Source organism: Acidovorax sp. 22279 (genome assembly GCF_052045435.1).
GTDB lineage: Bacteria > Pseudomonadota > Gammaproteobacteria > Burkholderiales > Burkholderiaceae_C > Acidovorax > Acidovorax delafieldii.
In genome coordinates this window covers 349719-374429 of the sequence record NZ_JBQEOV010000003.1, presented here as the reverse complement: position 1 = coordinate 374429, position 24711 = coordinate 349719, and the positions used below count along the sequence as shown (strand labels likewise).

The window sequence follows — 24711 nt, the reverse complement described above, 5'->3', positions numbered from 1 at the left end:
CGCTGCGCGTCGCTCAAACACACGCGAGCCCTGATCCGCCAAACCCTGCGCTCCTCGGCGCATCCACAGGGGCAAGGGGGACAGAACCTCCACACGGGCCTTTGCTGCGCTCGGCCCATTCTCGCGGGCGCAAGCGCCACGCGCTGCGCGGGCCAAGCCGAGCGCAGCAATGGCCCGAATGGATGTTCGGCTGTTTGGATGTTCGGCTGTCCAACCCCTGCTGGCTGCGCCTGCGGCGGGGCGGTTGTGGGGTGAGCATGGGCGTCGAAGCGCCCATGCTTCGTCAACTGACTCGCCGTGGATGTCTGAACGAAGCTGCAACGCAGCGCAGTGAGTTCCACGGCGCACCCCGCAACCGACACGACGCAGGTTTGCCCCTTCGCACCGCGAAGGGGTCGCAGACTGGGGGTCGCCTTTCTTTTGGGTACTTTTCTTTGGCGAAGCAAAGAAAAGTACCTCGCCCGCCGGGGCGACTCCCGGCCTCCGCCCTCAACAAAGGCACGCGGCTCAATCAGCGCACAAAAACCAACACTACAAAATCAATAGCTACCAGCGCATATCCCACTAGCGCAAGCAGCCAAAGTCGCTAAAAAACTACTGCGGCACAGCAGCCATCTTCACCACAGGCTGATCCCCCCACCCTCCTCCGAGCGCCCGAATCAACCCCACCGTCGCCACATACTGCGCCGTCCGCACCTGCAGCTCCTGCCGCCGATTGCGCAACTCGCTGCGGCGCGCGTCCAGCAACTCCAGCTGGCTCACCAAGCCATTGCGATACCGCACATCCGACAACTGCGTCGCCCGCCGCGCGGCCGTCACCGCCCGCCCCTGCGCCTCGGCCTGGCCAGACAACAAACGCAGCGAGGTCAGCTGATCCTCCACGTCACGAAACGCATTGAGCACCTGCCCCCGGTGGTCCGCCAGCGCAGCCTCCAGGCGTGCCTTGGCGCCCTCGATCTGCGCGTCGCGCTGGCCGCCGTCAAAGATCGGCAGCGACAGCAGCGCACTCACGCCCCAGGCACGGGCCGACCACTTGAACAGGTCACCCAGCTCGGGCGACGCATGCCCCGCATTGCCCGTGAGCGTGACGGCCGGGAACCACGCCTTCTGCGCCACGCCCACGCGCGCTTGCGCGGCCAGCACGGCAGTTTGCGCGGCCGACACGTCGGGCCGGCGCGCCAGTACCGTGCCGGGCACGCCCGGCGGAATCACCGGCAACGCGGCGTCGCCCGTCGCGGGCGGCAGCACAAAACCACTGGCCACCTCACCCGCCAGCACGGCCAAGGCGTTGGTCAGCAGGGCCTGCTGGCGCTGCAAGGCCAGGGCATCGGACTCGGTGGCGGCCACCTCGGTCTGCACACGGGCCACGTCCAGCTCGGCCACATCGCCTGCCTGCAGGCGGCGCTGCGTCAGGCGCAGCGTGTCCTGGTGCGCGGCCAGGCTCTCTTGCACCAGCACCTGCTCGGCCTGCACCGCGCGCAGCTGCAGATAGGTTTGCGCCACGTCGGCTTGCACCATGAGGCGCGTGCTTTGCAGCAGGGCTTCGCGCGCGTCGGCGTCCAGCCGCGCGGCGTCGCTGGTTTGCGAGAGGCGGCCGAAAAGGTCCAGCTCGTACGAGGCATTGAGCCCCGCCGTACCCAGCGTGGCAGGTGCTGCGCTGCCCGTGGTGGCAGCGCCTGCCTGGCGCGTCACACCGGCCGAGGCGCCCACTTGCACCGAGCGCGCGGCATCGGCAGAGCGCAGCAGCGAGCGCGCCTCGGCCAGCCGCGCGGCGGCCTGCTGGATGCTGGTGTTGGCTGTGCCCGCGCGCAATACCAGGTCGGCCAGCACCGGGTCTTGAAAGCCCAGCCACCACTCGCCGCGTGGCTGTGCCTCGGCGGGGGCGGCCACCGTCCAGGGGGCCGTGGGCAGCGCGTCGCCCCCTGCCGTGAAGCTGGCGGGCACGGGCACACCCGCATGCGGCGCGGGGGCCACGGGCTGGGTCATGCAACCGGCCAGCACCAGGGCGGCGGCCAGGGGCGCCAGCAGGCTGCGCTTGCGCACGCCAAAGGCAGCACCCTCGGTGGATTTTTTCTTCAATAGCAAATCGGTCATGGTTGGTCTCCTGCCCCGCCCGATGCACCCGTTGCAGTCGGCAGCGGGTGCACCGTGGAGCGCGCATCTAGGGCCACAAAGGTCGTTGTTGTCACCGTGGTCAAGGGCATCACTCGTGCTCCTTGCGTGGCGCAGCCAGCACAGGGTGCGCAGTGCCACCGGTGCCAGTGTTGTGCGAGATCGGCGCCACATGCGCGCCATGCTCCACCAGCGGGCGGTTGCCAGCCAGTTTGCGCAGCAACACGTAGAACACGGGCGTGAGGAACAGGCCGAAGGCCGTCACACCAATCATCCCGGCGAACACCGCCACGCCCATGGCGCTGCGCATCTCCGCGCCCGCGCCGGTGGACAGCACCAGGGGCAACACACCCATCACAAAGGCCAGCGAGGTCATCAGGATGGGGCGCAGCCGCAGGCGGCTTGCCTCGATGGCGGCCTGTATGGGCGTGCGCCCGGCAAACTCCAGCTCGCGCGCAAACTCCACGATCAGGATCGCGTTCTTGGCCGACAGCCCCACCAGCACGATGAGCCCGATCTGCGTGAACACGTTGTTGTCACCCTTGCTCAGCCACACCCCAGTCATCGCGGCCAGCAGGCCCATGGGCACGATCAGGATGATGGCGATGGGCAGCGTCAGGCTTTCGTACTGCGCGGCCAGCACCAGGAACACCAGCAGGATGGCCAGCGGGAACACCAGCACGGCAGAGTTGCCGGCCAGGATCTCCTGGTAGGTCAGCTCGGTCCATTCGAAGGTGATGCCTTGGGGCAGCGTCTCCTTGGCGATGCGCTCGATGGCCGCCTGCGCCTGGCCCGATGAATAACCGGGCGCGGGGCCGCCGTTCACATCGGCGGCCAAGTAGCCGTTGTAGCGCATGGCGCGCTCGGGGCCGAAGCTGGGCTCCATCTTCATCAGCGCCGACAGCGGCACCATCTCGCCGGTGGCAGAGCGCACCTTGAGCAGGCCCACATCTTCAGCCCGCGCGCGGTAGGCCGCATCGGCCTGCACGCGCACGCTGTAGGTGCGGCCAAACTGGTTGAAGTCGTTGGCGTAGAGGCTGCCCAGGTAGATCTGCAGCGTGTCGAAGATGTCCGTCACGGGCACGCCGAGCTGGCGTGCCTTGGTGCGGTCGATGTTGGCGTACAGCTGCGGCACGTTGACCTGCCAGCTGGTGAACAACCCCGCCAGCTCGGGCGTCTGGTAGGCCTTGGCCATGAAGGCCTTCACCGCGTTGTCCATGGCTTCATAGCCCAGCGAGGCACGGTCTTCGATCTGCAGCTTGAAGCCGCCCGTGGTGCCCAGGCCCGCCACCGGGGGTGGCGGGAACATGGCGATGAACGCGTCCTGGATGCTGCCAAACGCCTGGTTCAGCTGGCCTGCCACCGCACCGCCGCTCTGGTCGGCACGGGTGCGCTCGGCAAAGGGCTTGAGCGTGGCGAACACGATGCCGGAGTTGGAGCTGTTGGTGAAGCCGTTGATCGACAGGCCGGGGAAGGCGATCGCGTCTTCAACGTTCGGGTTCTCCTTCATGATCTCACCCATGCGGCGGATCACGTTCTCGGTGCGGTCCAGCGTGGCGCCGTCGGGTAGCTGCGCAAAGCCGATCAGGTACTGCTTGTCCTGCGCGGGCACAAAGCCGCCCGGCACGATCTTGAACAGGCCCATGGTGGCCCCCACCAGCGCGAGGTAGATCACGAACATCAGCGCCTTGCGGCCGATAACGCGCTTGACGCCGCCGCTGTAGGCTTCGGAGCCGCGATGGAACAAGCGATTGAAGCCGCGGAACAGGCCGCCGAACACCTTGTCCATACCGCGCGTAAGCGCGTCCTTGGGCTCGTCGTGGCCCTTGAGCAGCAGTGCTGACAGCGCGGGCGACAGGGTCAGCGAGTTGATCGCCGAGATCACCGTGGAGATCGCGATGGTCACCGCGAACTGGCGGTAGAACTGGCCCGTGAGCCCGCTGATGAAAGCCAGCGGCACGAACACCGCCACCAGCACCAGTGCGATGGCAATGATGGGGCCGGAGACTTCACGCATGGCGCGGTAGGTGGCCTCGCGCGGGGTCAGGCCCGCCTCGATGTTGCGCTCGACGTTCTCCACCACCACGATGGCATCGTCCACCACGATGCCGATGGCCAGCACCAGCCCGAACAGGGAGAGCGCGTTGATCGAGAAGCCCAGCAGGTGCAGCACGGCAAACGTACCCACCACCGACACCGGCACAGCCAGCAGCGGGATGATGGACGCGCGCCAGGTCTGCAGGAACAAAATCACCACCAGCACCACCAGGGCGATGGCTTCGAGCAGCGTGTGGATCACGGATTTGATCGAGGCACGCACGAACTGCGTGGGGTCGTACGCAATGCGGTACTCCACGCCTTCGGGCATGTTCTTCTGGATCTCGTCCATGGTCTTGCGCACGTTGGCCGAGATGTCGAGCGCGTTGGAGCCCGGCGCCTGGAACACGCCCATGCCCACGGCGGGGTCGTTGTTGAGCAGCGAGCGCAGGGAGTAGTCGGCTGCGCCCAGCTCCAGGCGGGCGATGTCACGCAGGCGCGTCACCGCGCCGTCGGCACCGGTCTTGACGATGATGTCGCCGAACTCTTCTTCGGTCTGCAGACGGCCCTGTGCGTTGATGGACAGTTGCAGGTCCACGCCGGGCAGGCCGGGCGATGCGCCCACCACGCCGGCGGCAGCCTGCACGTTCTGGCCGCGGATGGCGGTCACCACGTCGCTGGCCGAGAGGCCGCGCTGCGCGACCTTTTGCGGATCGAGCCAGACACGCATGGAGTAGTCGCCGCCGCCGAAGATCTGCACCTGGCCCACGCCGCCGATGCGGGCGAGGCGGTCCTTCACGTTGAGCACCGCGTAGTTGCGCAGGTAGTCGATGTCGTAGCGGTTGTTGGGCGAGACCAGGTGGACCACCATGGTCAGGTCCGGCGCGCTCTTGACGGTGGTGACGCCCAGGCGGCGCACTTCCTCGGGCAGGCGCGGCTCGGCCTGCGAGACGCGGTTTTGCACCAGCTGCTGGGCCTTGTCGGGGTCGGTGCCCAGGGCAAAGGTCACGGTCAGCGTCATCACGCCGTCGGTGGTGGCCTGGCTGCCCATGTAGAGCATGCCTTCCACGCCGTTGATGGATTCCTCCAGCGGCGTGGCCACGGTCTCGGCGATCACCTTGGGGTTGGCGCCCGGGTACTGTGCGCGCACCACCACGGAGGGCGGTGCGACTTCAGGGTATTCGGAGATGGGCAGACCGCGCAATGCGATGAGCCCCCCGAGGAAGATGAGCACCGACAGCACCCCGGCGAAGATGGGGCGGTCGATGAAAAAGCGGGATAGATTCATGGATGCAAATTCCTTGGGTCCGTGGCGCTCAGGCCGCTGGCGACTTGGCTGCGTTCTTGGCTTCCTTGCGATCACCCGCAATCTCGGCCTTGGCGGTCATGGGAACCGACTGGGGCGCCACCACGGCACCGGGGCGCACGCGCTGCAGGCCGTTGACGACGATGTTCTCGCCAGCCTTGAGGCCTGAGGTGACCACGCGCAGGCCGTCAATCGGCGCGCCCAGGGTGACCTCGCGGTACTCGGCCTTGTTGCCTTCGCCCACCACCATCACGAACTTCTTGTTCTGGTCGGTGCCCACGGCACGCTCGTTGATCAGCAGCGCTTGCGTGTTGCGGGCCTGGCCCATGCGGATGCGGGCGAACTGGCCGGGCATCAGGACACCGTCTTCGTTGTCGAACACGGCGCGCACACGCACCGTGCCGCTCTTGGCATCCACCTGGTTGTCGATGAGCTGCAAGCGGCCGGCGTGCGGCGTACCGCCCGTGGTGCCGGTGCCCATCTGCACGGGGATGCGCTCGATGAGCTGGCGCGCGCTATTGCCACGCTGGCCGCTTTGCAGGTCGGCCAGGGCCTTCACCACGATCTGCTCATCGGTATCAAAGCTGGCGTAGATAGGGCTCACGGACACCAGCGTGGTCAGCACGGGTGCGCCCGCGCCAGCGGCTACCAGGTTGCCCACGGTGACCTCGATGCGGCCTACGCGGCCCGCGACAGGGGCGCGCACCTGGGTGTAGCCCAGGTTGAGCTTGGCGGTCTGCAGCGCGGCCTGGGCGGCGCGCAGGTTGGCATCGGCCTCACGCTGTGCGTTCAGGCGCTCGTCGTGCTCGCGCTGGGCAATGGCTTTTTCTTCGAGCAGGCGTGTGGCGCGCTCCAGTTCGCTGCGCGTGTACGACACACGGGCTTGCGCGGCCACCACCTGGGCTTCGGCGCGGTCCACCTCGGCGGCGTAAGGAGCGGGGTCCACCGTGACCAGCAGGTCGCCCTGCTTGACCAGCGAGCCTTCGCGAAAGTGCACGGCCTGCACGGCGCCCGAGACGCGGGGGCGCACATCCACGCGCTGCACGGCTTCGAGCCGGCCGGAAAACTCGTCCCACAGGGCAATGTCTTTTTGCAGCACGGCAGCCACCGACACCGGCATGGCGGGCGGTGCTGCGGGGGCGCTATCCGCCTGCGCCACGGGTGCCTGAAACACCAGAACAGCAGCCGCCACGGTGGCCGTCACGGCCGTGGCAAGGGTGGCCAGACCCAGGGGGCGGCGCTGGGAGAACTTGGAGAAGGATGGGAAGTTCATGGTCACTTTCGATCAGTAGGTGTGCCCTTGTGGAGCACGCTGTGAAACTTGTCTGCCGTGCGCTGGCGCCTGTGGGCTGCGCTCGGCAGGGGTCAATGCAAAGGGGGCGGAATGCAGTCTCGGCAATGACACGGTGGAAAGGTCAATACCCCGGCGACAAACACCGGGGCGGCCTGCGTGCCACCGTCAAAAGACGGTGCGGCCAGGTGCGCTGTGACAGCGGCCGCAGGCCAACGGGATCAGGGGTGCATGCATGGTGTGTTCTTTCCTCCGTGTCGTTTGAATGGGTAACGTGGGCTCTAGGACATGCGGAGCGGGCAACGCCGGGCAAGCGCTTCCCCTCCGGCACGCCAGGCCGGAAATCAAGATGTAAAAAGGGAATGGGGCTCGCGCCGAGCCCGCGTTTCTCTGCCTCCACCCGGGTGGAGGTCAGCGGCTGTCAGGGATGTGAGAAGGTGTCAGGGGCCGTCGTCAGGACGGCACCGGACTTCGCGTGGAGGCAAAGAACTGCCGGAACTGCTCCTGCGCACCCGCCGCACACGGACATTCATGCGGGCCGGTCTGCAGCAGGGCATCGGGCCACTGCGGGTTCTTGGAGAACACGTGGCGCGTGACCGGCAGGCCGGCAGCCTCCAGCCGGGCCGCGTAGGCCAGCGCCTCGTCGTGCATGGGGTCGGTGTCGCCCACCAGGATCAGCGTGGGGGGCAGCCCCGCCAGGCGCTGCGCACCGGCAGGCACCGCATAGGGGTGCTCGGCATCGCGCGGGCAGCGCAGAAAGTTGCGCCAGCCCTCGGTCCACTTGCAGCCCGTGGAGTCCCCCGTGGCCTCGCGCAGCGACGCGGTGCCCACACAGGGGTCCAGCATGGGCGACAGCAGGATCTGCCCGGCCAGCGGGGGGTGAGACTGGTCACGCGCCATCAGTGCCACGGCCGCCGCCAGGTTGCCACCGGCCTCTTCGCCCGCCAGGTATACGGCGGCGCCCTGCCCGCCGAGCTTGGTGCGGTGCTTGTGCACCCACTTGAGCACACCGTAACCCGTGTCCACCGGCTGCGGAAAGGGCGTGAGCGGATACGCGACCGACACCACCACAGCCCCGGCGCTCTCCAGCAGAGAGGCCACAGTGCAGCCGTTGTCCAGATCGCCCGACATGAAGGCCCCGCCGTGGAAGTGCACGACCACCGGTGACGCCTGGCCGGTCTTCTTGCGGCCGTACATGCGCACTTCCACGTCCTGCCCCTGGGCCACCTCAATGGTGGAATCGGTGCAGACGGACGCAGCCAACCCGGACGCCTTGGCGGGCGCCGCAGCGGGCTGCGTGGGCAAAGAGGATGAAGACGGGCGGTCGGGCTGCATGGCAGGTACCCAGTAGGTAGGTGGATAGGTGGAAGGTCGGTTGACGATGGATGAAATGTAGTGGGTTGGGCCTTTCTGATAAACAGGTCAAACACCACCGCACTGTTTCCAAAAGCTCAACAATCAAACCGGGGCGCCCGTGTGAGAATTCCTCAGCACCCAATCTGGGTGCTGATGACTCAAGGAGAAGCCATGGACCAGATACAGGCCATGCGCATATTCGTGCGGGTGGTGGAGGCCGGCACGTTTACCCGGGCAGCGGATTCGCTGAGCCTGCCCAAAGCCACGGTGACCAAGCATGTGCAGGCGCTGGAGGAGCGGCTGCGCGTGAAGCTGCTCAACCGCACCACCCGCCGCGTGACCGTGACACCCGACGGCGCGGCCTATTACGACCGCACGGTGCGGCTGCTGACCGACCTGGACGACATCGAGGCCAGCATGACCAACGCGCGCGCCAACCCGCGCGGGCGGCTGCGCATCGACGTGGGCACGTCGGTGGCCCAGTTGCTCATCATTCCGCAACTGGCGGAGTTTCATGCCCGCTACCCGGACATCCAGGTGGACCTTGGTGTGAGCGACCGCACGGTGGATCTGATCGGGGACAACGTGGACTGCGTGATCCGGGGGGGCGAGCTGAGCGACCAGTCACTGGTGGCGCGCCGCATTGGCAACCTGGAGTTCATCACCGTCGCCGCACCCGCCTACCTGGAGCGCAAGGGCACACCCACGCACCCGCTGGAGATCGAGGAGAAACATGCCAGCGTGATCTACTTCTCGCCCCAAAGCGGGCGGCACTATCCGCTGGAGTTTCGCCGGGGCGATGAGTCCATCGACATCACCGGCCCCTACCAGCTGAGCGTGAACGAGGCCAACGCCTACGTGACCTCCATCGTGGCGGGCCTGGGCATTGGCCAGATCACCAGCTGGCAAGCCCAGCGCTACCTCGCCAGCGGAGCCCTGGTGCAACTGCTGCCGGACTGGACCCAACCCCTGCTGCCCGTGTATGTGGTGTACCCACCCAACCGCCACCTGAGCGCCAAGGTGCGCGCGTTTGTGGACTGGGCGGCCGAGCTGTTCCAGCGCGAGGCCCATCTGCAGCGCAAAGCCTGACGCCCCCTGAATCGGTTCTGTGGTGGCGGTGGTGGAGTTAACGCCCGATGCACACGACAGGATTGCCCTCAGGGCGTGTTCACGCTCCCAGTCTGTATGCTTGGAGCCATGAGCACTCCAGAGACCCCGCCACCCGCCCCACCGGCCAACAAGCCCACCCAGCCGCGCAACCTCCTGCATGGCGTGACACTCGAAGCCATGGTTGTGGGCCTGGCCGACTACTTTGGCTGGGATGAGCTGGGGCGGCAGATTCCCATCCGCTGCTTCCAGATCGACCCCAGCGTGGGCTCCAGCCTCAAGTTCCTGCGCAAGACCCCCTGGGCGCGCGAGAAGGTCGAAAGCCTCTACCTCTTCATGTTGCGGGACCAGCGGCGCAACGCGCAAGAATGACCAGCGATGCGCGCAGCCGTACCGCAAAAACGCCCAATCAGGCAGCGCATTCGGCACAGCTGAGCGCGCGGTATCGCAACTTTCTGGTACCACTGCTGGCGCTGGGCGCCATGGGCGGTTTCAACGCGCTGCTGGTGGCCCGGTCTGGAGCCGGTGATGCAGGCTGGTGGCCGGTGGCCTGGCTGGCCACCGTGTTCCTGGGGGTGTTCTTCAGTGCGGCCTTCATGGCGATGGCGGGCCGCCGCAAGCTGCCGGTCGCCTACGGCATCGCGGTGGGCACGCTGGTGGGCCTGGGGCTTACCGCCTGTGGCGTACTGCAGGCCCACCTGCACGCGCCGTGGGGTGCAACCCTGCCCGCCTGGTTAGCGTGGTTCAGCAGCCCCCAGGCAAGGGCCTGGCTGGGCTCTCCCTGGGCCCCGCTGCTTCCCTACGCAGCAGGGCTGGCCTGGCATGGCGCCGCCCTGCTGGTTTTCAATCGCCGGACGTCACCAGAAAATCGCGGCTGATGCCGCCACCCAGGTCGTTCACCCGGTCCAGGAACTGCGTGAGGAACGCGTGCAGCCCGGTCGCCAGGATTTCGTCGATGCGGCCGTACTGCAGGTCGGCCAGCAGGCGCCCTGCCCTGCGGCTGGTCTCGGCGGACTGCCCGTTGGCCAGCACCGCCAGGTTGTCCACCACCTCCCGCAGGCACGCGTGCAGCGAGCGCGGCATGTCGCGGCTCAGGATCAGCAGGTCGGCCACGCGGCCCGGCGTGATCACGTCGCGGTAGACCTTGCGGTACACCTCGAACGCCGACACGCTGCGCAAGATGGCGCTCCAGTGGTAGAAGTCGCTTTCCTGGTTGCGGTCACTAGGGCGGCCAAAAAAGTCGTTCTTGACCGCGTGGAACTTCACATCCAGCAGGCGCGCGGTGTTGTCCGCGCGCTCCAGGAAGGTGCCCATGCGCAAGAAGTGAAACGCCTCGTCCTGGAGCATCGTGCCCAGCACCACGCCGCGTGAGAGGTGCGAGCGGTACTTCACCCATTCAAAGAACTGGCCTGGGTCGCGCTCAAACGCGCCGCCTTCCAGTTGCCGGTGCAGTTCCAGCCAGGTCTGGTTCTGCGTCTCCCACACCTCGGTGGTGAGCGCGCCGCGCACGGCCCGCGCGTTCTCGCGTGCGGCGCGCAGGCACGACAGGATGGACGACGGGTTGTTGCCATCGTGCACCATGAACTCCAGCACGTTGGCGGGCGTCACTTCACCATGCTTGGCGGTGTAGGCAGGGATCAGCTCGCTGATGGACAGCAGGCCCTCCCAGCCTTTTTGCGCCACATCGGCAGCCTGGGGCAACAGGGAGGTCTCGTAGCTCACATTGAGCATTCTTGCTGTGTTCTCTGCCCGCTCTGTATATCGGGACATCCAGAACAGATGATCGGCAGTGCGACTTAGCATTTTTCCTCCCCGGGCAGAGAACCCCGCGCGTGCTGCGCACGCTGGCTGTGTTGTGGTGAAACCCCGCTTTCGGCGGCGTTTTCAGCCCGCTCGGTGTAGCGGGACATCCAGAACAGATGGTCGGCGGTGCGGCTCAGCATGTTCACAGGCTCCCTTGCGATTGACTTTGCGACTGACCTTGTCCCTGCGATTGCGATTGGGATTGCACGGCCTTGGGTTGCGCTGTGGGCGTACCCTCGCCCAGCACCCAGGTGTCCTTGGTGCCGCCGCCCTGCGACGAATTCACCACCAGCGAGCCCTCTTGCAGCGCCACGCGCGTGAGGCCGCCAGCGGCCATCTGCACCTCGCGACCGCTGAGCACAAAGGGGCGCAGATCGATGTGGCGCGGGGCAATGCCGCTTTCCACATAGGTGGGGCAGCTTGACAGGCTGAGCGTGGGCTGCGCGATGTAGCCCGCCGGGTTGGCCAGCAGCGCGCGGCGAAAATCCTCGATCTCGGCCTGCGTAGCGGCAGGGCCGATGAGCATGCCGTAGCCGCCCGCGCCGTGCACCTCCTTCACCACCAGGTCCTTGAGGTTGGCCAGCACGTGCTGCAGGTCGTCCTGCTTGCGGCACATCCAGGTGGGCACGTTCTTCAGGATGGGCTCCTCGCCCAGGTAAAAGCGGATCATCTCCGGCACATAGGGGTAGACGGACTTGTCGTCCGCCACGCCCGTGCCCACAGCGTTGCAGATGCCCACGTTGCCCGCGCGGTAAGCCTCCATGAGGCCGTAGCAGCCCAGGGTGGAATTGCGGCGGAAGACTTGGGGGTCGAGGAAGTCATCGTCCACGCGGCGATAGATCACGTCCACCCGCTGCAGGCCGCGTGTGGTGCGCATGTACACGAACTTGTCCTTGACCACCAGGTCCTGGCCCTCCACCAGCTCCACCCCCATCTGCTGGGCCAGGAAGGCGTGCTCGAAGTACGCACTGTTGTGCATGCCGGGCGTGAGTACCACCACCGTGGGCTCATCCGCCGTGGCGGGGGCGCTGGCGCGCAGGGTTTCGAGCAGCATGTCGGGGTAGTGGGCCACCGGCGCCACCTTGTGCAGGCTGAACAGCTCGGGGAACAACCGCATCATCATCTTGCGGTTTTCGAGCATGTAGCTCACACCGCTGGGCACGCGCAGGTTGTCTTCGAGCACGTAGTACTCACCATTGCCCTGGGCATCAGGGGCGCGCACGATGTCGATGCCTGCGATGTGCGCGTAGATGTCTTGCGGCACATGCACGCCGGCCATCTCGGGCCGGTACTGCGCGTTGTTCAGGATGAGATCGGCGGGCACGATGCCGGCGCGGATGATGTCCTGGCCGTGGTACACGTCGTGGATGAAACGGTTGAGCGCCGTGACACGCTGCACCAGCCCCTGCTGCATGCTGGCCCACTCGTGGGCAGGGATGATGCGGGGGATCAGGTCGAACGGGATCAACCGCTCGTTGCCTGCGCCGCCTTCGTCCTTGGCGCCGTAGACGGCGAAGGTGATGCCCACGCGCCGGAAGATCATCTCGGCTTCGGCCCTGCGGGCCTGCATCACGTCAGGGGGCTGTTTGCTCAACCACTGCGCATAGCGCTTGTAGTGTTCCCGCACGTCGCTGCCATCAAACGGCAGCATGGCGTACATCTCGTCAAATTTCTGCATGAACGGGCCTCCTGCGATCAGGATAGCAAGTTGTGAGCCCACCCCCGCCCAACACCCCTGGCGGCGCTGCGCCATCGGCCCCGAATCAGTCGTCCCGTGGCACCATGCGGTGCTGCCAATAGCGCTCGCCGGTGTCGCGTTCGCAGGCCACCTGCCCAGGCTGCGACGAGGACCAGCGGGCGGCCCCGCAGCGCGACGATTCCACCACCGCAATCTGGCGCGCACGGTAGCGCTGCAGCACATCCGGCGCCGGATGACCGAAGCGGTTGCGATACCCGGCCTGCACCAAAGCGGTGCGCGGCTGCACGGCCTCCAGAAAAGCCGACGACGACGAGGTCTTGCTGCCGTGGTGCGGCACCAGCAGCAGGTCGGCCCGCAAGGGCGCGCTGCGCGCCAGCAAGGCTTGCTCCTGCGGTGCCTCGATGTCGCCCACCAGCAGGGCCGTCCCGCCCTCGGGCCCGGCGGCCGTGATGCGCAGCACGCAGCTGAGTGCATTGGGACGCGGGGCCTTGGCCGCCACAGGGGCTTCGTCACCGGGCAGCGGATGCAGCACCTCAAAAGCCACGCCATCCCACTCCCAGCGCTGGCCTGCCAGGCAGGGCCTGCTGGGGCGCAAGCGCTGCAGGGCGTGCTCGGCTTCGATGGAGCCGGTCAGTTCGGCGCCCGGCTGCTGGGCCAGCACGGCCGCTGCACCGCCTGTGTGGTCGGCATCGCGGTGGCTGAGCATGAGCACATCCACCTGATCCCCCAGCGCCCGCAGCAGCGGCACCAGCACGCGGTGGCCCGCATCGCTCTCGCGGCTGAAGCGCGGCCCCGCGTCATACAGCAGGGTGTGCGTGGCCGTGCGCACCAGCACGGCATTGCCCTGGCCGATGTCGGCGGCCAGCAGCTCCAACTGCCCCGCGGCCGGCCGCGCAGGCTGCCACCACAACACCGGCAGCAGCAGGGGCAACGCCAGCAAACGCAGGCGCCAGGGCAGGCGCATGGCCAAGAGCGCGCCCCCTGCCACCGCCGCCACACCCGCCCACAGCGGCGCGGCAGGCAAAAACACAGCGGCCCAGGGCCACTGCGCCAGCCACTGCAGCAACGCGGTGAACGGCTGCAGGCTGAGGGCCGCCGCACTCCACAGCGGCGCCCACAACACGCCCCCCAGCGCCAGCGGCGTGACCACCAGCGTCACCCAGGGGATGGCCACCAGGTTGGCGACAAAACCCACCAGCGACACCTGGCCAAACAGCAGCAAGCCCAGGGGCGTGAGCGCCAGCGTGACCACCCACTGCTCGCGCACTAGGGCATAAAAATGGCCTGTAGCGCTAGTGCCACTTGCCCCTGTAGCTATTGGATTAGTAGCAAACAGAACGCCCACTGCCACAAAGCTCAGCCAGAAACCTGCCTGTGCCAGCGCCCAGGGGTCCAGCACCACCACGGCCCCACACGCCAGCAGCCACACCTGGGGCCAGGGCCAGCGGCGCCCGCTCAGCTGCAGCAGCCCCACGATGGCCAGCATGGTCACGGTGCGCTGCGCGGGCACGCCCCAGCCGCTGAACAGGGCGTAGGCCGTGGCCAGCAGCACACCCGACACCAGTGCGGCGGATTGCGCAGGCACCGCCAGGCTCAACCGGGGCGAGCGCCGCCACAACGCCCGCACCACCAGCGCCGCCAGCCAGGCGAACAGCGTGATGTGGAGACCCGAAATGCTCATGAGGTGGGCCACCCCGGTGGCACGGAACACATCCCAGTCTGCACGGTCAATAGCACGCTGGTCGCCGGTGACCAGCGCCGCCACCACGCCCGCCGTGCGCGTGCGGGCGGGGTCGGCGATGTCATTGCCCGAGCCATCCTGCCCGAATACCAGGCGCTCCAGGATGGCGTCCCGCACACGCTGGCGCAACTGCTCCACCGGGTACTGCCAGGTGGCGGCCACACGCACCGGCGGCTCGTCCTTGGGGCCCGCACGCACGTAACCCGTGGCCTGCAGGCCCTGCTCCCACATCCACAGTTCGTAGTCAAAGCCATGCGGGTTGCGCAGGCCATGGGGGGCCTTCAGGCGCACGGTGATCTGCCACCGCTCGCCCGCACGCACCGGGGCGGGCTGGCGCTGCAGGTCCAGCACCTCGCCCGCACCGCCGAAAGCGCCGCCATACCAGGCCACATCCACCAGGGGCGGCAAGGACACCGGCGCGCCTTGCAGCGTCGCTCCCTCCACCACCATGCGCCAGCGGGTGCCCGCCTCGTTGATCTGCGGCATGGCGGCCACCACGCCGGTGATGCGCAGGTCCTTGCCCTCCAACGCTGCCGGCAATGCCTGCGCCTGGTAGGCCAGGGCCCGCAGGCCGGTGCCTCCCGCCATGGCCAGCGCCCCCGCCAGCAACATCAGCCAGGGCGCCATGGCGATGGCACTGCGAGCCCAGCGAAGCCCTGGGCGCCGCCGCGCGGCGGCCACCGCACCACCGCCCAGCAGCAGACCAGCCCCCAACAGCCACCCATAGGCCGCAGCGGACCACAGCATGGGCTGCTGCAGCTGCAGCGCAGCCCCGGCCACCACGCCCAGCAACACAGCGGGCAGGAGCCACGGACGCGGGGGCAATGGCCCCTCCACGCCCCAGCCTGTGGCGGACAGCGTCGTGGCATTAGAGGCGCTTATGGCGGACATGCGCTGATGCTAATGCGCCGCCAGGGCCTGCCACGTCGGCGCGATGGTGGGGTGCTGTGTAACACTTACCGCGCTCGGCGGCCTGCGCACCAGACCGCTCTCGTCTATCCACCCACACTTCCTAACGAGGACCACCATGAGCGTTTACGACAAGCTGAAAGAACTCAACATCACCCTGCCCCCCGTGTCGGTGCCTGCCGCCGCCTACGTGCCCTATGTGCAGACGGGCAACCTGGTGTTCCTGAGCGGCCACATCGCTCGCAAGGACGGCAAGCCCTGGGCTGCGCAGTTCGGCCGCGACATCGGCACCGAAGAAGGCAAGCAGGCTGCGCGTGCTGTGGCCATCGACCTGATGGGCACGCTGCAAGCCGCCTGCGGCGGCGACCTGAACCGTGTCAAACGCATCGTCAAGGTCATGAGCCTGGTGAACTCCACGGGCGACTTCACCGAACAGCACCTGGTGACTAATGGCGCCAGCGAACTGCTGGGCCAAGTGTTTGGCGAGAAGGGCGTGCACGCCCGCAGCGCCTTTGGCGTGGCCCAGATCCCCATGGGCGCGTGCGTGGAGATCGAACTGATCGCCGAACTGGCCTGACAGACCGCGCGCCCCAGCAAAAAACCCATGGCATCACTGCCATGGGTTTTTTGTTGCCTGTGCAGCGCAGGGTCCCGCCGCCTGGGCCTGCGGCAGCCGGGGGCACCCACCTCAGCGTGTCAGAAAGATTCCCAGTCCTCTTCCGCCCCGGCCGTGGCACCGTGCTTGGCACCTTGCTTCACGCCTGCCGATGATGAAGGCGATTTCGCCAGTGCCGCCGGGGCACTCGCAGTGTTGATGCGGGCTGCAGGGGCACCGCCCGCAGTGGCGGCCGCTGCAGGCTTGTTGCGGGTGGCAGGCATGGTGGTTGTCGCCTTGGCCGCGCCGCGCGCGACCCCAATGGCGGCCTGTGCAGGACCATAGCTGGCGGCGTTGACCTTGAACATGGATACCTCGCGCGCCAGGTGATCGGCCTGCTCGCGCAGGCTTTGTGCTGCCGCAGCGCTTTCTTCCACCAGGGCGGCGTTCTGCTGGGTCATCTGGTCGAGGTTGCTGATCGCCTTGTTGACCTGCGACACCCCCGCGCTCTGCTCGGACGATGCGGCGGTGATCTCGCCGATCATGTCGGTCACGCGCTGCACCGACTGCACGATGTCGGTCATGGTCGTGCCCGCATCGGACACCAGGCGCGAGCCGGTCTCCACCTTCTCGACCGACGCGCTGATGAGCTGCTTGATCTCCTTGGCTGCCTCGGCACTGCGCTGGGCCAGGCTGCGCACCTCACTGGCCACCACGGCAAAGCCCCGGCCTTGCTCGCCGGCACGCGCGGCCTCCACCGCCGCATTGAGCGCCAGGATGTTGGTCTGGAACGCAATGCCGTCGATCACGCCAATGATGTCTGCGATCTTCTTGCTGCTGTGGTTGATGTCCTCCATGGTGGCCACCACCTGGGTTACCACCTCGCCGCCCCGGCGCGCCACGCCGGTGGCACCCGCTGCCAGGCTGCTGGCCTGCTGGGCGCTGCCAGCGCTTTGCTGGATGGTGCTGGTGAACTCTTCCATCGCGGCAGCGGTCTCCTGCAGGTTGCTAGAGGTCTGCTCGGTGCGGGCCGACAGGTCCTGGTTGCCGGTCGCGATCTCTGCGCTGGCGATGGCAATGCTGTCCGTGCTTTGGCGCACCTGGTGCACCATGCGCCCCAGCGCATTGCTCATGGCATAAAGCGAGCGCAACAGATCGCCAAACTCGTCGCTGCGCGTGACAGCTTCCTGCAGGCTCAGGTCGCCACCCGCAATGCGTTCGGCCAGTCCATTGGCCTGGGCCAAGGGCCGCTGGATGCTGCCAATCAGGTAATACGCCCCCACGATGATGGCCAGCAGCAGCAGGCCCACGGCCACCGCGGCGATCTTGACGGTGAGCATGCGTTCGGCCGCCATCGCCACCTGCGTCTCTGCGGCGTTCTTCTGCAGTTGGGCCACAAACTCGCGCAGAGCAGCGAGGTAGGCCGCCACGGAGGGGTTGTACTTCTGGTTGATCAGCGTCACGGCCTGATCTTGCTGACCGTCACTCTTGAGCTTGCGGGCCTCGCCACGCAGATCGATCATGGTCTTGCGGGCGGCCGCAATCTTGTTCATCTGGGCCTTGTCGGCGTCGGACAAGGCCATGGATTCGAGCGACTTCTGCACCTCGCTGATCTGGGCCGACGTGGCCGCAATGACGTCCTTGAACTCGGCTTCCACCGCTGGGTCGTTGCTCACGATCAGCGCCTGGGTGCGCGCTGCATTGGTTTCGGTCAACCCCGACCAGCGCAGGGCGGCCTGCACCCGCGCCTCCATGTCCTTGCTCACGGCATCGGCCTGGGCTTGCACTTTTGCAGAGCGGTAGGCCGCAAACCCCACCACGGCGACCAGCATGACCACGATCAGAATCACAGCCAGCCACAGCTTGTGGGCCATCCTCAATTGTTTAGGCATGGAGGTCTCCTGGAGTGTGTTTGTCACGAGATGTTGCTCGCTTTCCGACAATTGCACAAACCAGGAGCGGCCGCATGAGGGTCATCCCCAAGCACGATCGGAGGCGCCGCCAAAGGCGCCGAGTGCGGCAAACCCGTTTCGCGCACCCCGCTCCACAGGCAGCGGCGACGATTGAAGCGGCGAAAAACCGCAGCGATACGGCCCCGGCCGAGCGCTGCGCCGCAGGCAATGCTGCAGTACGGGTATGGCTGCAGGACGCGGCAACAACGCCGGAGGCGTCGTGTGAGCTGTCCTTACTCGACGCGCGTCACTGTCGTGGGCTTGAAGCCCAGGTCTGCTGCCTTGCCCTTGCGGCCGCGCGCAGCACGGGCGTTGTTCAGGCTGCGGATCTCCAGCGTCTCATCACGCTGCTTGCCGCCCCGGCCCACGCCATCGAGGCGAATGCTGCGCGTGTAGGCCGCCGCGCCTGCGAGCTGGTCCTTGTCTTCCAGGTCGATCAGCATCAGCCCCCGGCCGCCATTGGCCATGGTTTTCAGCTCGGTGATCTCGAAGGTCAGGATGCGCCCGCCCGTGGAGGCACAGGCCACATGCGTGGCGGGCAGCACCGGCTTGCTGCCCGTGGTGCCCGCAGCGTGTGATGGCACGCACACGGTTTCGCCCTCGCCCAGGGTGAGGAAGGCCTTGCCGCCCTTTTGGCGCGAGACCATGTTTTCCACCGCCGCCAGAAAGCCGTAGCCGCCCGAGTTGGACAACAGCAGCGTGGCGTTGGCTGGCCCCGCAAAGTAGTGCAGCAGTTGCGTGCCCGATTCCAGCTCGATGAGCGTGGTCACCGGCTGGCCGTCGCCACGCGCACCGGGCAGCAGCGACACGGCCACCGAGTAAACGCGGCCATTGCTGCCAAAGGCCAGCAGGGTATCCACCGTGCGGCACTCGAACGTGCCGTACAGCCCATCACCTGCCTTGAAGGCAAAGCTGGCGGCCTCGTGGCCATGGCCGGTGCGGGCGCGCACCCAGCCTTTTTGCGAGACGACCACGGTCACAGGCTCGTCCACCACCTTCACCTCGGCCACGGCCTTTTTCTCGGCCTGGATGAGGGTGCGGCGGGCGTCGGCAAAGGTCTTGGCGTCCGCCTCGATCTCCTTGACCATGGTGCGGCGCAGCGAGCCGGGGTTGTTCAGGATGTCTTCGAGCTTGCCCTGGCTTTCGCGCAGTTCTTTCAGCTCTTGTTCGATCTTGATGGCTTCTAGGCGCGCCAACTGGCGCAGGCGGATTTCGAGGATGTCCTCGGCCTGCCGGTCGCTGAGGTTGAAGCGCGCGATGAGCGCGGCCTTGGGCTCCTCGGCCGCACGGATGATCGCGATCACCTCGTCGATGTTGAGCAGCACGGTCTGCCGCCCTTCGAGGATGTGAATGCGGTCCAGCACCTTGTCCAGCCGGTGCTGGCTTCGGCGGGTGATGGTGGTCTGGCGGAAGGCAATCCACTCTTCCAGCATCACACGCAGCGACTTCTGCACGGGCTTGCCATCGAGCCCCACCATGGTGAGGTTGATGGGGGCCGAGGTTTCCAGGCTGGTGTGGGCAAGCAATGCGGTGATCAGCTCCTGCTGCGGGGTCTTGCCCGTCTTGGGCTCGAACACCAGGCGCACGGGCGCGTCTTTGCTCGATTCGTCGCGCACCACATCCAGCACAGCCAGCATGCTAGCCTTGAGCTGGGTTTGGTCTTGCGAGAGCGCCTTTTTGCCGGTCTTGACCTTGGGGTTGGTGATTTCCTCGATCTCTTCGAGCACCTTTTGCGTGCTCACGCCGGGCGGCAACTCGTTCACCACCAACTGCCACTGGCCACGCGCCATGTCTTCGATCTTCCAGCGCGCGCGCACCTTGAGGCTGCCACGGCCGGTGCGGTAGGCATCGGCAATGTCGCCCGCGCTGCTGATGATCTGGCCGCCGCCGGGGTAGTCCGGGCCGGGCACCAGCGCGAGCAGGTCTTCCTGGCTCAGCGAGGGCGTCCTGATGAGCGCAATGCAGGCATCTGCAATCTCGCGCAGGTTGTGGCTGGGGATTTCGGTGGCCAGGCCTACGGCAATGCCGCTGGCGCCGTTGAGCAACGCGAACGGCAAGCGCGCGGGCAACTGGCGCGGCTCCTCCGTGCTGCCGTCGTAGTTGGGCATGAAATCGACCGTGCCTTCGTCGATCTCATCCAGCAGCAGGCTGGTGATGCGCGACAGGCGGGCCTCGGTGTAGCGCATGGCCGCAGCGCCGTCGCCGTCGCGGCTGCCGAAGTTCCCCTGGCCGTCGATCAGCGGGTAGCGCTGGGCAAAGTCCTGCGCCATGCGCACCAGCGCGTCGTAGGCCGACTGATCGCCATGCGGGTGGAAGCGGCCCAGCACATCGCCCACCACGCGGGCGCTCTTGACCGGTTTGGCGGCCGTGTTGCGCGTGGGTCCGCTATAGCCCAGGCCCATGCGGTCCATCGAATACAGAATGCGCCGCTGCACGGGCTTGAGGCCGTCGCACACGTCGGGCAGCGCGCGGCCCTTGACGACCGACAGTGCGTACTCCAGGTAGGCACGCTGAGCATAGCCCGCCAGGCCCAGGGAGTCGCCCCCGTCATCGCCTGCGGTGGTGAAATCGAGAGTGGGTTGGTCGCTCATTCGTTGGGTACAGTTTCTGGATTCACGTTCTGGGGAGCGGTGGGTGTCTGCGCCACGCGGGTGGGCGGCAGGTTGCCCCGGTTCTGCGCGCCGCCCGACAGCTCCATGCGCACGCGGCCGGGCAGCGCACGCTGGGCCAGCACCGGCGCCGGGGGCTTGAGCTGGGCATACAGGCCCAGCACGGTGCGCACGTAGTTCTGGGTTTCCCTGAAGGCCGGTATCTGGTTGCCCGCCTTTTGCACCGCGCCTTCGCCGGCGTTGTAGGCGGCCACGGCCAGGTCCATGCGGCCAGGGAACAGGTCCAGCAGATAGCGCAGGTAACGGGTGCCGGTGGGCACGTTCACGGCGGGGTCGGCGAGCTTTTGCTCGACCGAGCGCTTCTTGTCCGCATTCACACCAAAACGGCTGGCCGTGGCGGGCATGACCTGCATCAGGCCCACGGCGCCTTTGGGCGACACGGCGGCGGCGTCAAAGCCGGACTCGGTGGCGATCACGGCCTGCAACAGCTCGTAGTCCACACCATGTTGGCTGGACGCAGCGCGCAGGTGGTGCTTGACGCGCTTGTAGTCCGGCGCAATGTCAAAAAACGCCAGCAGGCGCGCACCCGCTACGGGAAGCGCATAGGGCATGGGCGATGCATTGGCCGGTGCATCGCGGGTGGAGTCGAAGTCGTTGCCCCGAAAAAACAGCTGGTAGCGCGCATCGACCTGCTCGGACGCAAAGTGCGTCACGCCGCGCTCATCCACATGCGCCCACAGGTCTGCATGGGCCATTCGCTGCAAAAAACAGAGCAAACAACCCAATAAACACCAGCGCATGACGCCATTCTTGTTTGGATTCCTCATGACAGACCTGTCGGACAGCCCTCGGTCAGATATCGATCTCCACCGCGTCGCCATGCAGCTCCATGAGCTCGCGGCGCGCGGCGGCCTCGCCCTTGCCCATGAGCTTGGTGATGAGGCCTTCGGTGGCGGCAAAGTCCACATCCCCCAGCTGCACGGGCAGCAGGCGGCGGGTGTCGGGATTGAGGGTGGTTTCCCACAGCTGCTCCGCGTTCATTTCGCCCAGGCCTTTGAAGCGGCTGATCTGGCACTTCTCGCGTGCCACACCATCCTTGGCGCATTTGTCGAGGATGGCCGTCAGCTCCCCATCGTCCAGCGCATACATCTTGGCCGCAGGCTTCTTGCCGCGCGCGGGCACATCCACGCGAAACAGTGGTGGGCGTGCCACATAGATGTGGCCGGTCTCGATGAGCTTGGGGAAATGGCGGAAGAACAGCGTGAGCAGCAGCACCTGGATGTGCGAGCCGTCCACGTCGGCATCTGACAGGATGCAGATCTTGCCGTAGCGCAGACCGCTCAGGTCCGGCGTGTCGTTGGGGCCATGCGGGTCCACGCCAATCGCTACCGAGATGTCGTGGATTTCGTTGTTGGCAAACAGGCGGTCGCGCTCCACCTCCCAGGTGTTGAGCACCTTGCCGCGCAGCGGCAGGATGGCCTGGCTTTCCTTGTCGCGGCCCATCTTGGCGCTGCCACCGGCCGAATCGCCCTCCACCAGGAAGACCTCGTTGTGGGCGGTGTCACGGCTTTCGCAGTCGGTGAGCTTGCCGGGCAGCACGGCCACGCCGGAGCCCTTGCGCTTTTCCACCTTCTGGCCCGCCTTCTGGCGAGTCTGCGCGGCTTTGATGGCCAGCTCGGCGAGCTTTTTGCCGTATTCGACATGCTGGTTGAGCCACAGCTCCAGCGCCGGGCGCACAAAACCGCTGACCAGTCGCACCGCGTCGCGCGAATTCAGGCGTTCCTTGATCTGGCCCTGGAACTGCGGGTCCAGCACTTTGGCCGAGAGCACATAGCTGGCGCGCGCAAACACGTCCTCGGGCAGCAGCTTCACGCCCTTGGGCAACAGACTGTGCAGTTCGATGAAGCTCTTGACCGCGTTGAACAGTCCGTCGCGCAGGCCGCTTTCGTGCGTGCCGCCCGCGCTGGTGGGGATCAGGTTGACGTAGCTCTCGCGCATGGGCTGACCGTCTTCGGTGAAGGCCACGGCCCAGGCGGCGCCTTCGCCTTCGGCAAAACTTTCGTTGTTGCGGTCGGCAAAACCCTCGCCCTCAAACAACGGGATCACCGGGTCGCCGTTCAGCGTCTGCATGAGGTAGTCGCGCAGGCCGCCCTTGTACTGCCAGGTTTGCGTATCGCGGGTTTTCTCGTTGACCAGCTGCACCGTCACGCCCGGCATCAGCACGGCCTTGCTGCGCAGCAGGTGGGTGAGTTCGCCCATGGGCAGGGCGCTGGATTCGAAATACTTGGCGTCGGGCCAGACGCGCACCGAGGTACCCTGCTTGCGCTCGCCCGCCTCCAGCGGCCGGGCCACCAAGGGCTCGATCACATCACCGGCGGCAAACACCAGGCGCGCCACCTTGCCCTCGCGGTAGCTGGTGGCCTCCAGCCGGGTGGCCAGCGCGTTGGTGACCGACACGCCCACGCCATGCAGGCCGCCCGAGAAGCTGTAGGCGCCGCCTTTGCCCTTGTCGAACTTGCCGCCCGCGTGCAGGCGGGTGAAGACCAGCTCGATCACCGGCGCTTTTTCTTCCGGGTGCATGCCGAAGGGAATGCCCCGGCCGTCGTCTTCCACACTGACAGAGCCGTCAGCGTGCAAGGTGACGCGGATCTTCTTGCCGTACCCGGCCAGCGCCTCGTCGGCGGCGTTGTCCAGCACCTCCTGGATGATGTGCAGGGGGTTGTCGGTGCGGGTGTACATGCCCGGGCGCTGCTTGACGGGCTCCAGGCCCTTAAGCACGCGGATCGAACCTTCGGAATATTCGCTGGCGGAAGCAGAAGACGGTTTGGCAGACATAGCGGCGGATTGTAGTGCGGCCACCGCCCTGGGGCTGGATAAAAAGACAGTCTTCCCGCGACCCTGGTGGCAACTGTATTGGTCGCGGGTGTATCAGCGCGTTTCACACAATCTGGCTACATTCCTGCGCATGCATATGAATCCTCCCAAACTATCCATGTTCCAGGTGCTGGCCTGCGGCGCGGCCATCGTGACCCTGTCCATGGGCACCCGCCACGGGTTCGGGCTGTGGCTGCTTCCCATCACCCAGGAGATGGGCTGGACGCGCCAGTCGTTCGCCCTGGCCATCGCCATCCAGAACCTGTCCTGGGGCCTGATCGGGATTTTTGCGGGCATGGCGGCCGACCGGTTTGGGGCCTTCCGCGTGCTGCTCGGCGGTGCAGCCCTGTATGCCCTGGGCCTGGCGGGCATGGCGCTGTCGCCCACGCCCATGTTGTTTGCGCTGACGGCCGGTGTGCTGATTGGCGCGGCGCAGGCGGGCACCACCTATGCAGTGATCTATGGTGTGCTGGGGCGGCAGATTGCGCCCGAAAAACGCTCATGGGCCATGGGCGTGGCAGCGGCGGCGGGTTCGTTCGGGCAGTTCCTGATGGTGCCGGTCGAAGGCTGGCTGATTGCAGGCCTGGGCTGGCAGCAGGCCTTGCTGGTGCTGTCGATGGCAGTGCTGCTGATCGTGCCGCTGGCCTTTGGCCTGCGGGAGCCGGGCTTCAAGGGCACGGCCCCGGTCAAGCGCGAGCAGACCATTGCGCAGGCGCTGGGCGAGGCCTTCCGCTACCCCAGCTTCAACCTGCTGATGGCCGGCTACTTTGTGTGCGGCTTTCAGGTGGTGTTCATTGGCGTGCACATGCCCAGCTACCTCAAGGACCATGGCCTGTCGCCCCAGGTGGCCAGCTATGCGCTGGCGCTGATCGGGCTGTTCAATGTGTTTGGCACTTACATCGCGGGCACGCTGGGCCAGCGCATGCCCAAGCGCCACATCCTCGCTTTCATCTACTTTGCCCGCGCGGTGGCGATCAGCATCTTTTTGCTGGTACCGCTGTCGCCGCTGTCGGTGTACGTGTTCTCGGCGGTGATGGGCGCGCTGTGGCTGTCCACCGTGCCGCCCACCAACGCCACCATTGCACAAATCTTTGGGGTGCAGCACCTGTCCATGCTGGGCGGCTTTGTGTTCTTCAGCCACCAGATCGGCAGCTTCCTGGGCGTCTGGTTGGGCGGCTATCTGTATGACGCCACCGGCAGCTACGATATCGTCTGGTACATCGCGATCGGCCTGGGCATTTTTGCCGGGCTGGTGAACCTGCCAGTCAAGGAAAGCCCGATCGCGCGCAACAGCCCCCAACCCGCCTGACCCGTTTGCCC

At 66.7% G+C, this 24711-nt stretch carries 17 protein-coding genes; 5 read left to right on the top strand and 12 right to left on the bottom strand.

Going from position 1 to position 24711, the window contains the following annotated elements; genetic code table 11:
• Window positions 1-594: 594 nt before the first annotated feature.
• From ACTJKQ_RS06235 to ACTJKQ_RS06220, 4 genes are all read right to left on the bottom strand, one after another.
• Window positions 595-2094 (bottom strand): efflux transporter outer membrane subunit, encoded by a 1500-nt coding sequence (locus ACTJKQ_RS06235; protein ID WP_440596336.1) that lies wholly within the window; start codon window positions 2092-2094, stop codon window positions 595-597.
• 109 nt (window positions 2095-2203) lie between these two features.
• Window positions 2204-5437 (bottom strand): efflux RND transporter permease subunit, encoded by a 3234-nt coding sequence (locus ACTJKQ_RS06230; protein ID WP_440596335.1) that lies wholly within the window; start codon window positions 5435-5437, stop codon window positions 2204-2206.
• A gap of 28 nt (window positions 5438-5465) precedes the next feature.
• Window positions 5466-6728 carry an efflux RND transporter periplasmic adaptor subunit gene (locus tag ACTJKQ_RS06225; protein WP_440596334.1) on the bottom strand — a complete coding sequence of 421 codons (1263 nt, stop codon included), beginning with the start codon at window positions 6726-6728 and terminating at the stop codon, window positions 5466-5468.
• A gap of 471 nt (window positions 6729-7199) precedes the next feature.
• The gene (locus ACTJKQ_RS06220; protein ID WP_440596333.1) at window positions 7200-8081 is read right to left on the bottom strand and encodes an alpha/beta hydrolase; all 882 of its coding nucleotides are present in this window, start codon (window positions 8079-8081) and stop codon (window positions 7200-7202) included.
• 192 nt (window positions 8082-8273) lie between these two features.
• Between ACTJKQ_RS06220 and ACTJKQ_RS06215 the strand changes: the two genes are divergently transcribed.
• From ACTJKQ_RS06215 to ACTJKQ_RS06205, 3 genes are all read left to right on the top strand, one after another.
• Entirely contained in the window at window positions 8274-9191 is a 918-nt protein-coding gene (locus ACTJKQ_RS06215) for a LysR family transcriptional regulator (protein ID WP_056061756.1), read from the top strand.
• Window positions 9192-9299: 108 nt separating this feature from the next.
• Window positions 9300-9581 carry a VF530 family DNA-binding protein gene (locus tag ACTJKQ_RS06210; RefSeq protein ID WP_440596332.1) on the top strand — a complete coding sequence of 94 codons (282 nt, stop codon included), beginning with the start codon at window positions 9300-9302 and terminating at the stop codon, window positions 9579-9581.
• A complete protein-coding gene (locus tag ACTJKQ_RS06205) occupies window positions 9578-10087 on the top strand; it encodes a hypothetical protein (protein ID WP_099729783.1) in 510 nt (169 codons plus the stop codon). Before ACTJKQ_RS06210 ends, ACTJKQ_RS06205 begins: the two co-directional genes overlap by 4 nt.
• Here ACTJKQ_RS06205 and ACTJKQ_RS06200 read toward each other — a convergent pair.
• The 4 genes from ACTJKQ_RS06200 to ACTJKQ_RS06185 form a co-directional block, all read right to left on the bottom strand.
• Window positions 10053-11012 (bottom strand): alpha-E domain-containing protein, encoded by a 960-nt coding sequence (locus ACTJKQ_RS06200; RefSeq protein WP_055400923.1) that lies wholly within the window; start codon window positions 11010-11012, stop codon window positions 10053-10055. The two genes, ACTJKQ_RS06205 and ACTJKQ_RS06200, sit on opposite strands and share 35 nt — an antisense overlap.
• On the bottom strand, window positions 11006-11152 hold the full coding sequence (locus tag ACTJKQ_RS06195) for an alpha-E domain-containing protein (protein ID WP_082564882.1): 147 nt from the start codon (window positions 11150-11152) through the stop codon (window positions 11006-11008). Before ACTJKQ_RS06195 ends, ACTJKQ_RS06200 begins: the two co-directional genes overlap by 7 nt.
• A 2-nt stretch (window positions 11153-11154) precedes the next feature.
• Complete coding sequence (locus ACTJKQ_RS06190) at window positions 11155-12690, bottom strand: circularly permuted type 2 ATP-grasp protein (protein ID WP_440596331.1); 1536 nt, start codon at window positions 12688-12690, stop codon at window positions 11155-11157.
• An 85-nt stretch (window positions 12691-12775) separates the two neighbouring features.
• Entirely contained in the window at window positions 12776-15343 is a 2568-nt protein-coding gene (locus ACTJKQ_RS06185) for a DNA internalization-related competence protein ComEC/Rec2 (RefSeq protein ID WP_440596330.1), read from the bottom strand.
• A 136-nt stretch (window positions 15344-15479) separates the two neighbouring features.
• On the opposite strand from ACTJKQ_RS06185, the gene ACTJKQ_RS06180 reads away from it, so the two are divergent.
• Window positions 15480-15938, top strand: coding sequence for a RidA family protein (locus ACTJKQ_RS06180; protein ID WP_008906002.1), 459 nt, complete (start codon window positions 15480-15482; stop codon window positions 15936-15938).
• Window positions 15939-16057: 119 nt separating this feature from the next.
• Here the strand turns inward: ACTJKQ_RS06180 and ACTJKQ_RS06175 are convergent, their stop codons facing one another.
• From ACTJKQ_RS06175 to ACTJKQ_RS06160, 4 genes are all read right to left on the bottom strand, one after another.
• Window positions 16058-17848, bottom strand: coding sequence for a methyl-accepting chemotaxis protein (locus ACTJKQ_RS06175; RefSeq protein WP_440596329.1), 1791 nt, complete (start codon window positions 17846-17848; stop codon window positions 16058-16060).
• Window positions 17849-18141: 293 nt separating this feature from the next.
• On the bottom strand, window positions 18142-20499 hold the full coding sequence (parC, locus tag ACTJKQ_RS06170; RefSeq protein WP_440596328.1) for a DNA topoisomerase IV subunit A: 2358 nt from the start codon (window positions 20497-20499) through the stop codon (window positions 18142-18144).
• The gene (locus ACTJKQ_RS06165; RefSeq protein ID WP_440596327.1) at window positions 20496-21272 is read right to left on the bottom strand and encodes a lytic transglycosylase domain-containing protein; all 777 of its coding nucleotides are present in this window, start codon (window positions 21270-21272) and stop codon (window positions 20496-20498) included. Before ACTJKQ_RS06165 ends, parC begins: the two co-directional genes overlap by 4 nt.
• Window positions 21273-21369: 97 nt before the next feature.
• On the bottom strand, window positions 21370-23352 hold the full coding sequence (locus tag ACTJKQ_RS06160) for a DNA topoisomerase IV subunit B (RefSeq protein WP_440596326.1): 1983 nt from the start codon (window positions 23350-23352) through the stop codon (window positions 21370-21372).
• A gap of 130 nt (window positions 23353-23482) precedes the next feature.
• Between ACTJKQ_RS06160 and ACTJKQ_RS06155 the strand changes: the two genes are divergently transcribed.
• Window positions 23483-24700 carry an MFS transporter gene (locus tag ACTJKQ_RS06155; protein WP_440596325.1) on the top strand — a complete coding sequence of 406 codons (1218 nt, stop codon included), beginning with the start codon at window positions 23483-23485 and terminating at the stop codon, window positions 24698-24700.
• Window positions 24701-24711: the final 11 nt, after the last annotated feature.

What these genes read in the sequence shown, in the direction of transcription:
- ACTJKQ_RS06180 (WP_008906002.1), top strand. Translation starts at nt 15,480, where the DNA reads ATGAGCGTTTACGACAAGCTGAAAGAACTCAACATCACCCTGCCCCCC.
- ACTJKQ_RS06185 (WP_440596330.1), bottom strand. Translation starts at nt 15,343, where the DNA reads ATGTCCGCCATAAGCGCCTCTAATGCCACGACGCTGTCCGCCACAGGC.
- ACTJKQ_RS06200 (WP_055400923.1), bottom strand. Translation starts at nt 11,012, where the DNA reads ATGCTAAGTCGCACTGCCGATCATCTGTTCTGGATGTCCCGATATACA.
- ACTJKQ_RS06190 (WP_440596331.1), bottom strand. Translation starts at nt 12,690, where the DNA reads ATGCAGAAATTTGACGAGATGTACGCCATGCTGCCGTTTGATGGCAGC.
- ACTJKQ_RS06235 (WP_440596336.1), bottom strand. Translation starts at nt 2,094, where the DNA reads ATGACCGATTTGCTATTGAAGAAAAAATCCACCGAGGGTGCTGCCTTT.
- ACTJKQ_RS06220 (WP_440596333.1), bottom strand. Translation starts at nt 8,081, where the DNA reads ATGCAGCCCGACCGCCCGTCTTCATCCTCTTTGCCCACGCAGCCCGCT.
- ACTJKQ_RS06225 (WP_440596334.1), bottom strand. Translation starts at nt 6,728, where the DNA reads ATGAACTTCCCATCCTTCTCCAAGTTCTCCCAGCGCCGCCCCCTGGGT.
- ACTJKQ_RS06160 (WP_440596326.1), bottom strand. Translation starts at nt 23,352, where the DNA reads ATGTCTGCCAAACCGTCTTCTGCTTCCGCCAGCGAATATTCCGAAGGT.
- ACTJKQ_RS06155 (WP_440596325.1), top strand. Translation starts at nt 23,483, where the DNA reads ATGCATATGAATCCTCCCAAACTATCCATGTTCCAGGTGCTGGCCTGC.
- ACTJKQ_RS06195 (WP_082564882.1), bottom strand. Translation starts at nt 11,152, where the DNA reads ATGCTGAGCCGCACCGCCGACCATCTGTTCTGGATGTCCCGCTACACC.
- ACTJKQ_RS06210 (WP_440596332.1), top strand. Translation starts at nt 9,300, where the DNA reads ATGAGCACTCCAGAGACCCCGCCACCCGCCCCACCGGCCAACAAGCCC.
- ACTJKQ_RS06205 (WP_099729783.1), top strand. Translation starts at nt 9,578, where the DNA reads ATGACCAGCGATGCGCGCAGCCGTACCGCAAAAACGCCCAATCAGGCA.
- ACTJKQ_RS06175 (WP_440596329.1), bottom strand. Translation starts at nt 17,848, where the DNA reads ATGCCTAAACAATTGAGGATGGCCCACAAGCTGTGGCTGGCTGTGATT.
- ACTJKQ_RS06165 (WP_440596327.1), bottom strand. Translation starts at nt 21,272, where the DNA reads ATGGCCCATGCAGACCTGTGGGCGCATGTGGATGAGCGCGGCGTGACG.
- ACTJKQ_RS06230 (WP_440596335.1), bottom strand. Translation starts at nt 5,437, where the DNA reads ATGAATCTATCCCGCTTTTTCATCGACCGCCCCATCTTCGCCGGGGTG.
- ACTJKQ_RS06215 (WP_056061756.1), top strand. Translation starts at nt 8,274, where the DNA reads ATGGACCAGATACAGGCCATGCGCATATTCGTGCGGGTGGTGGAGGCC.
- parC (WP_440596328.1), bottom strand. Translation starts at nt 20,499, where the DNA reads ATGAGCGACCAACCCACTCTCGATTTCACCACCGCAGGCGATGACGGG.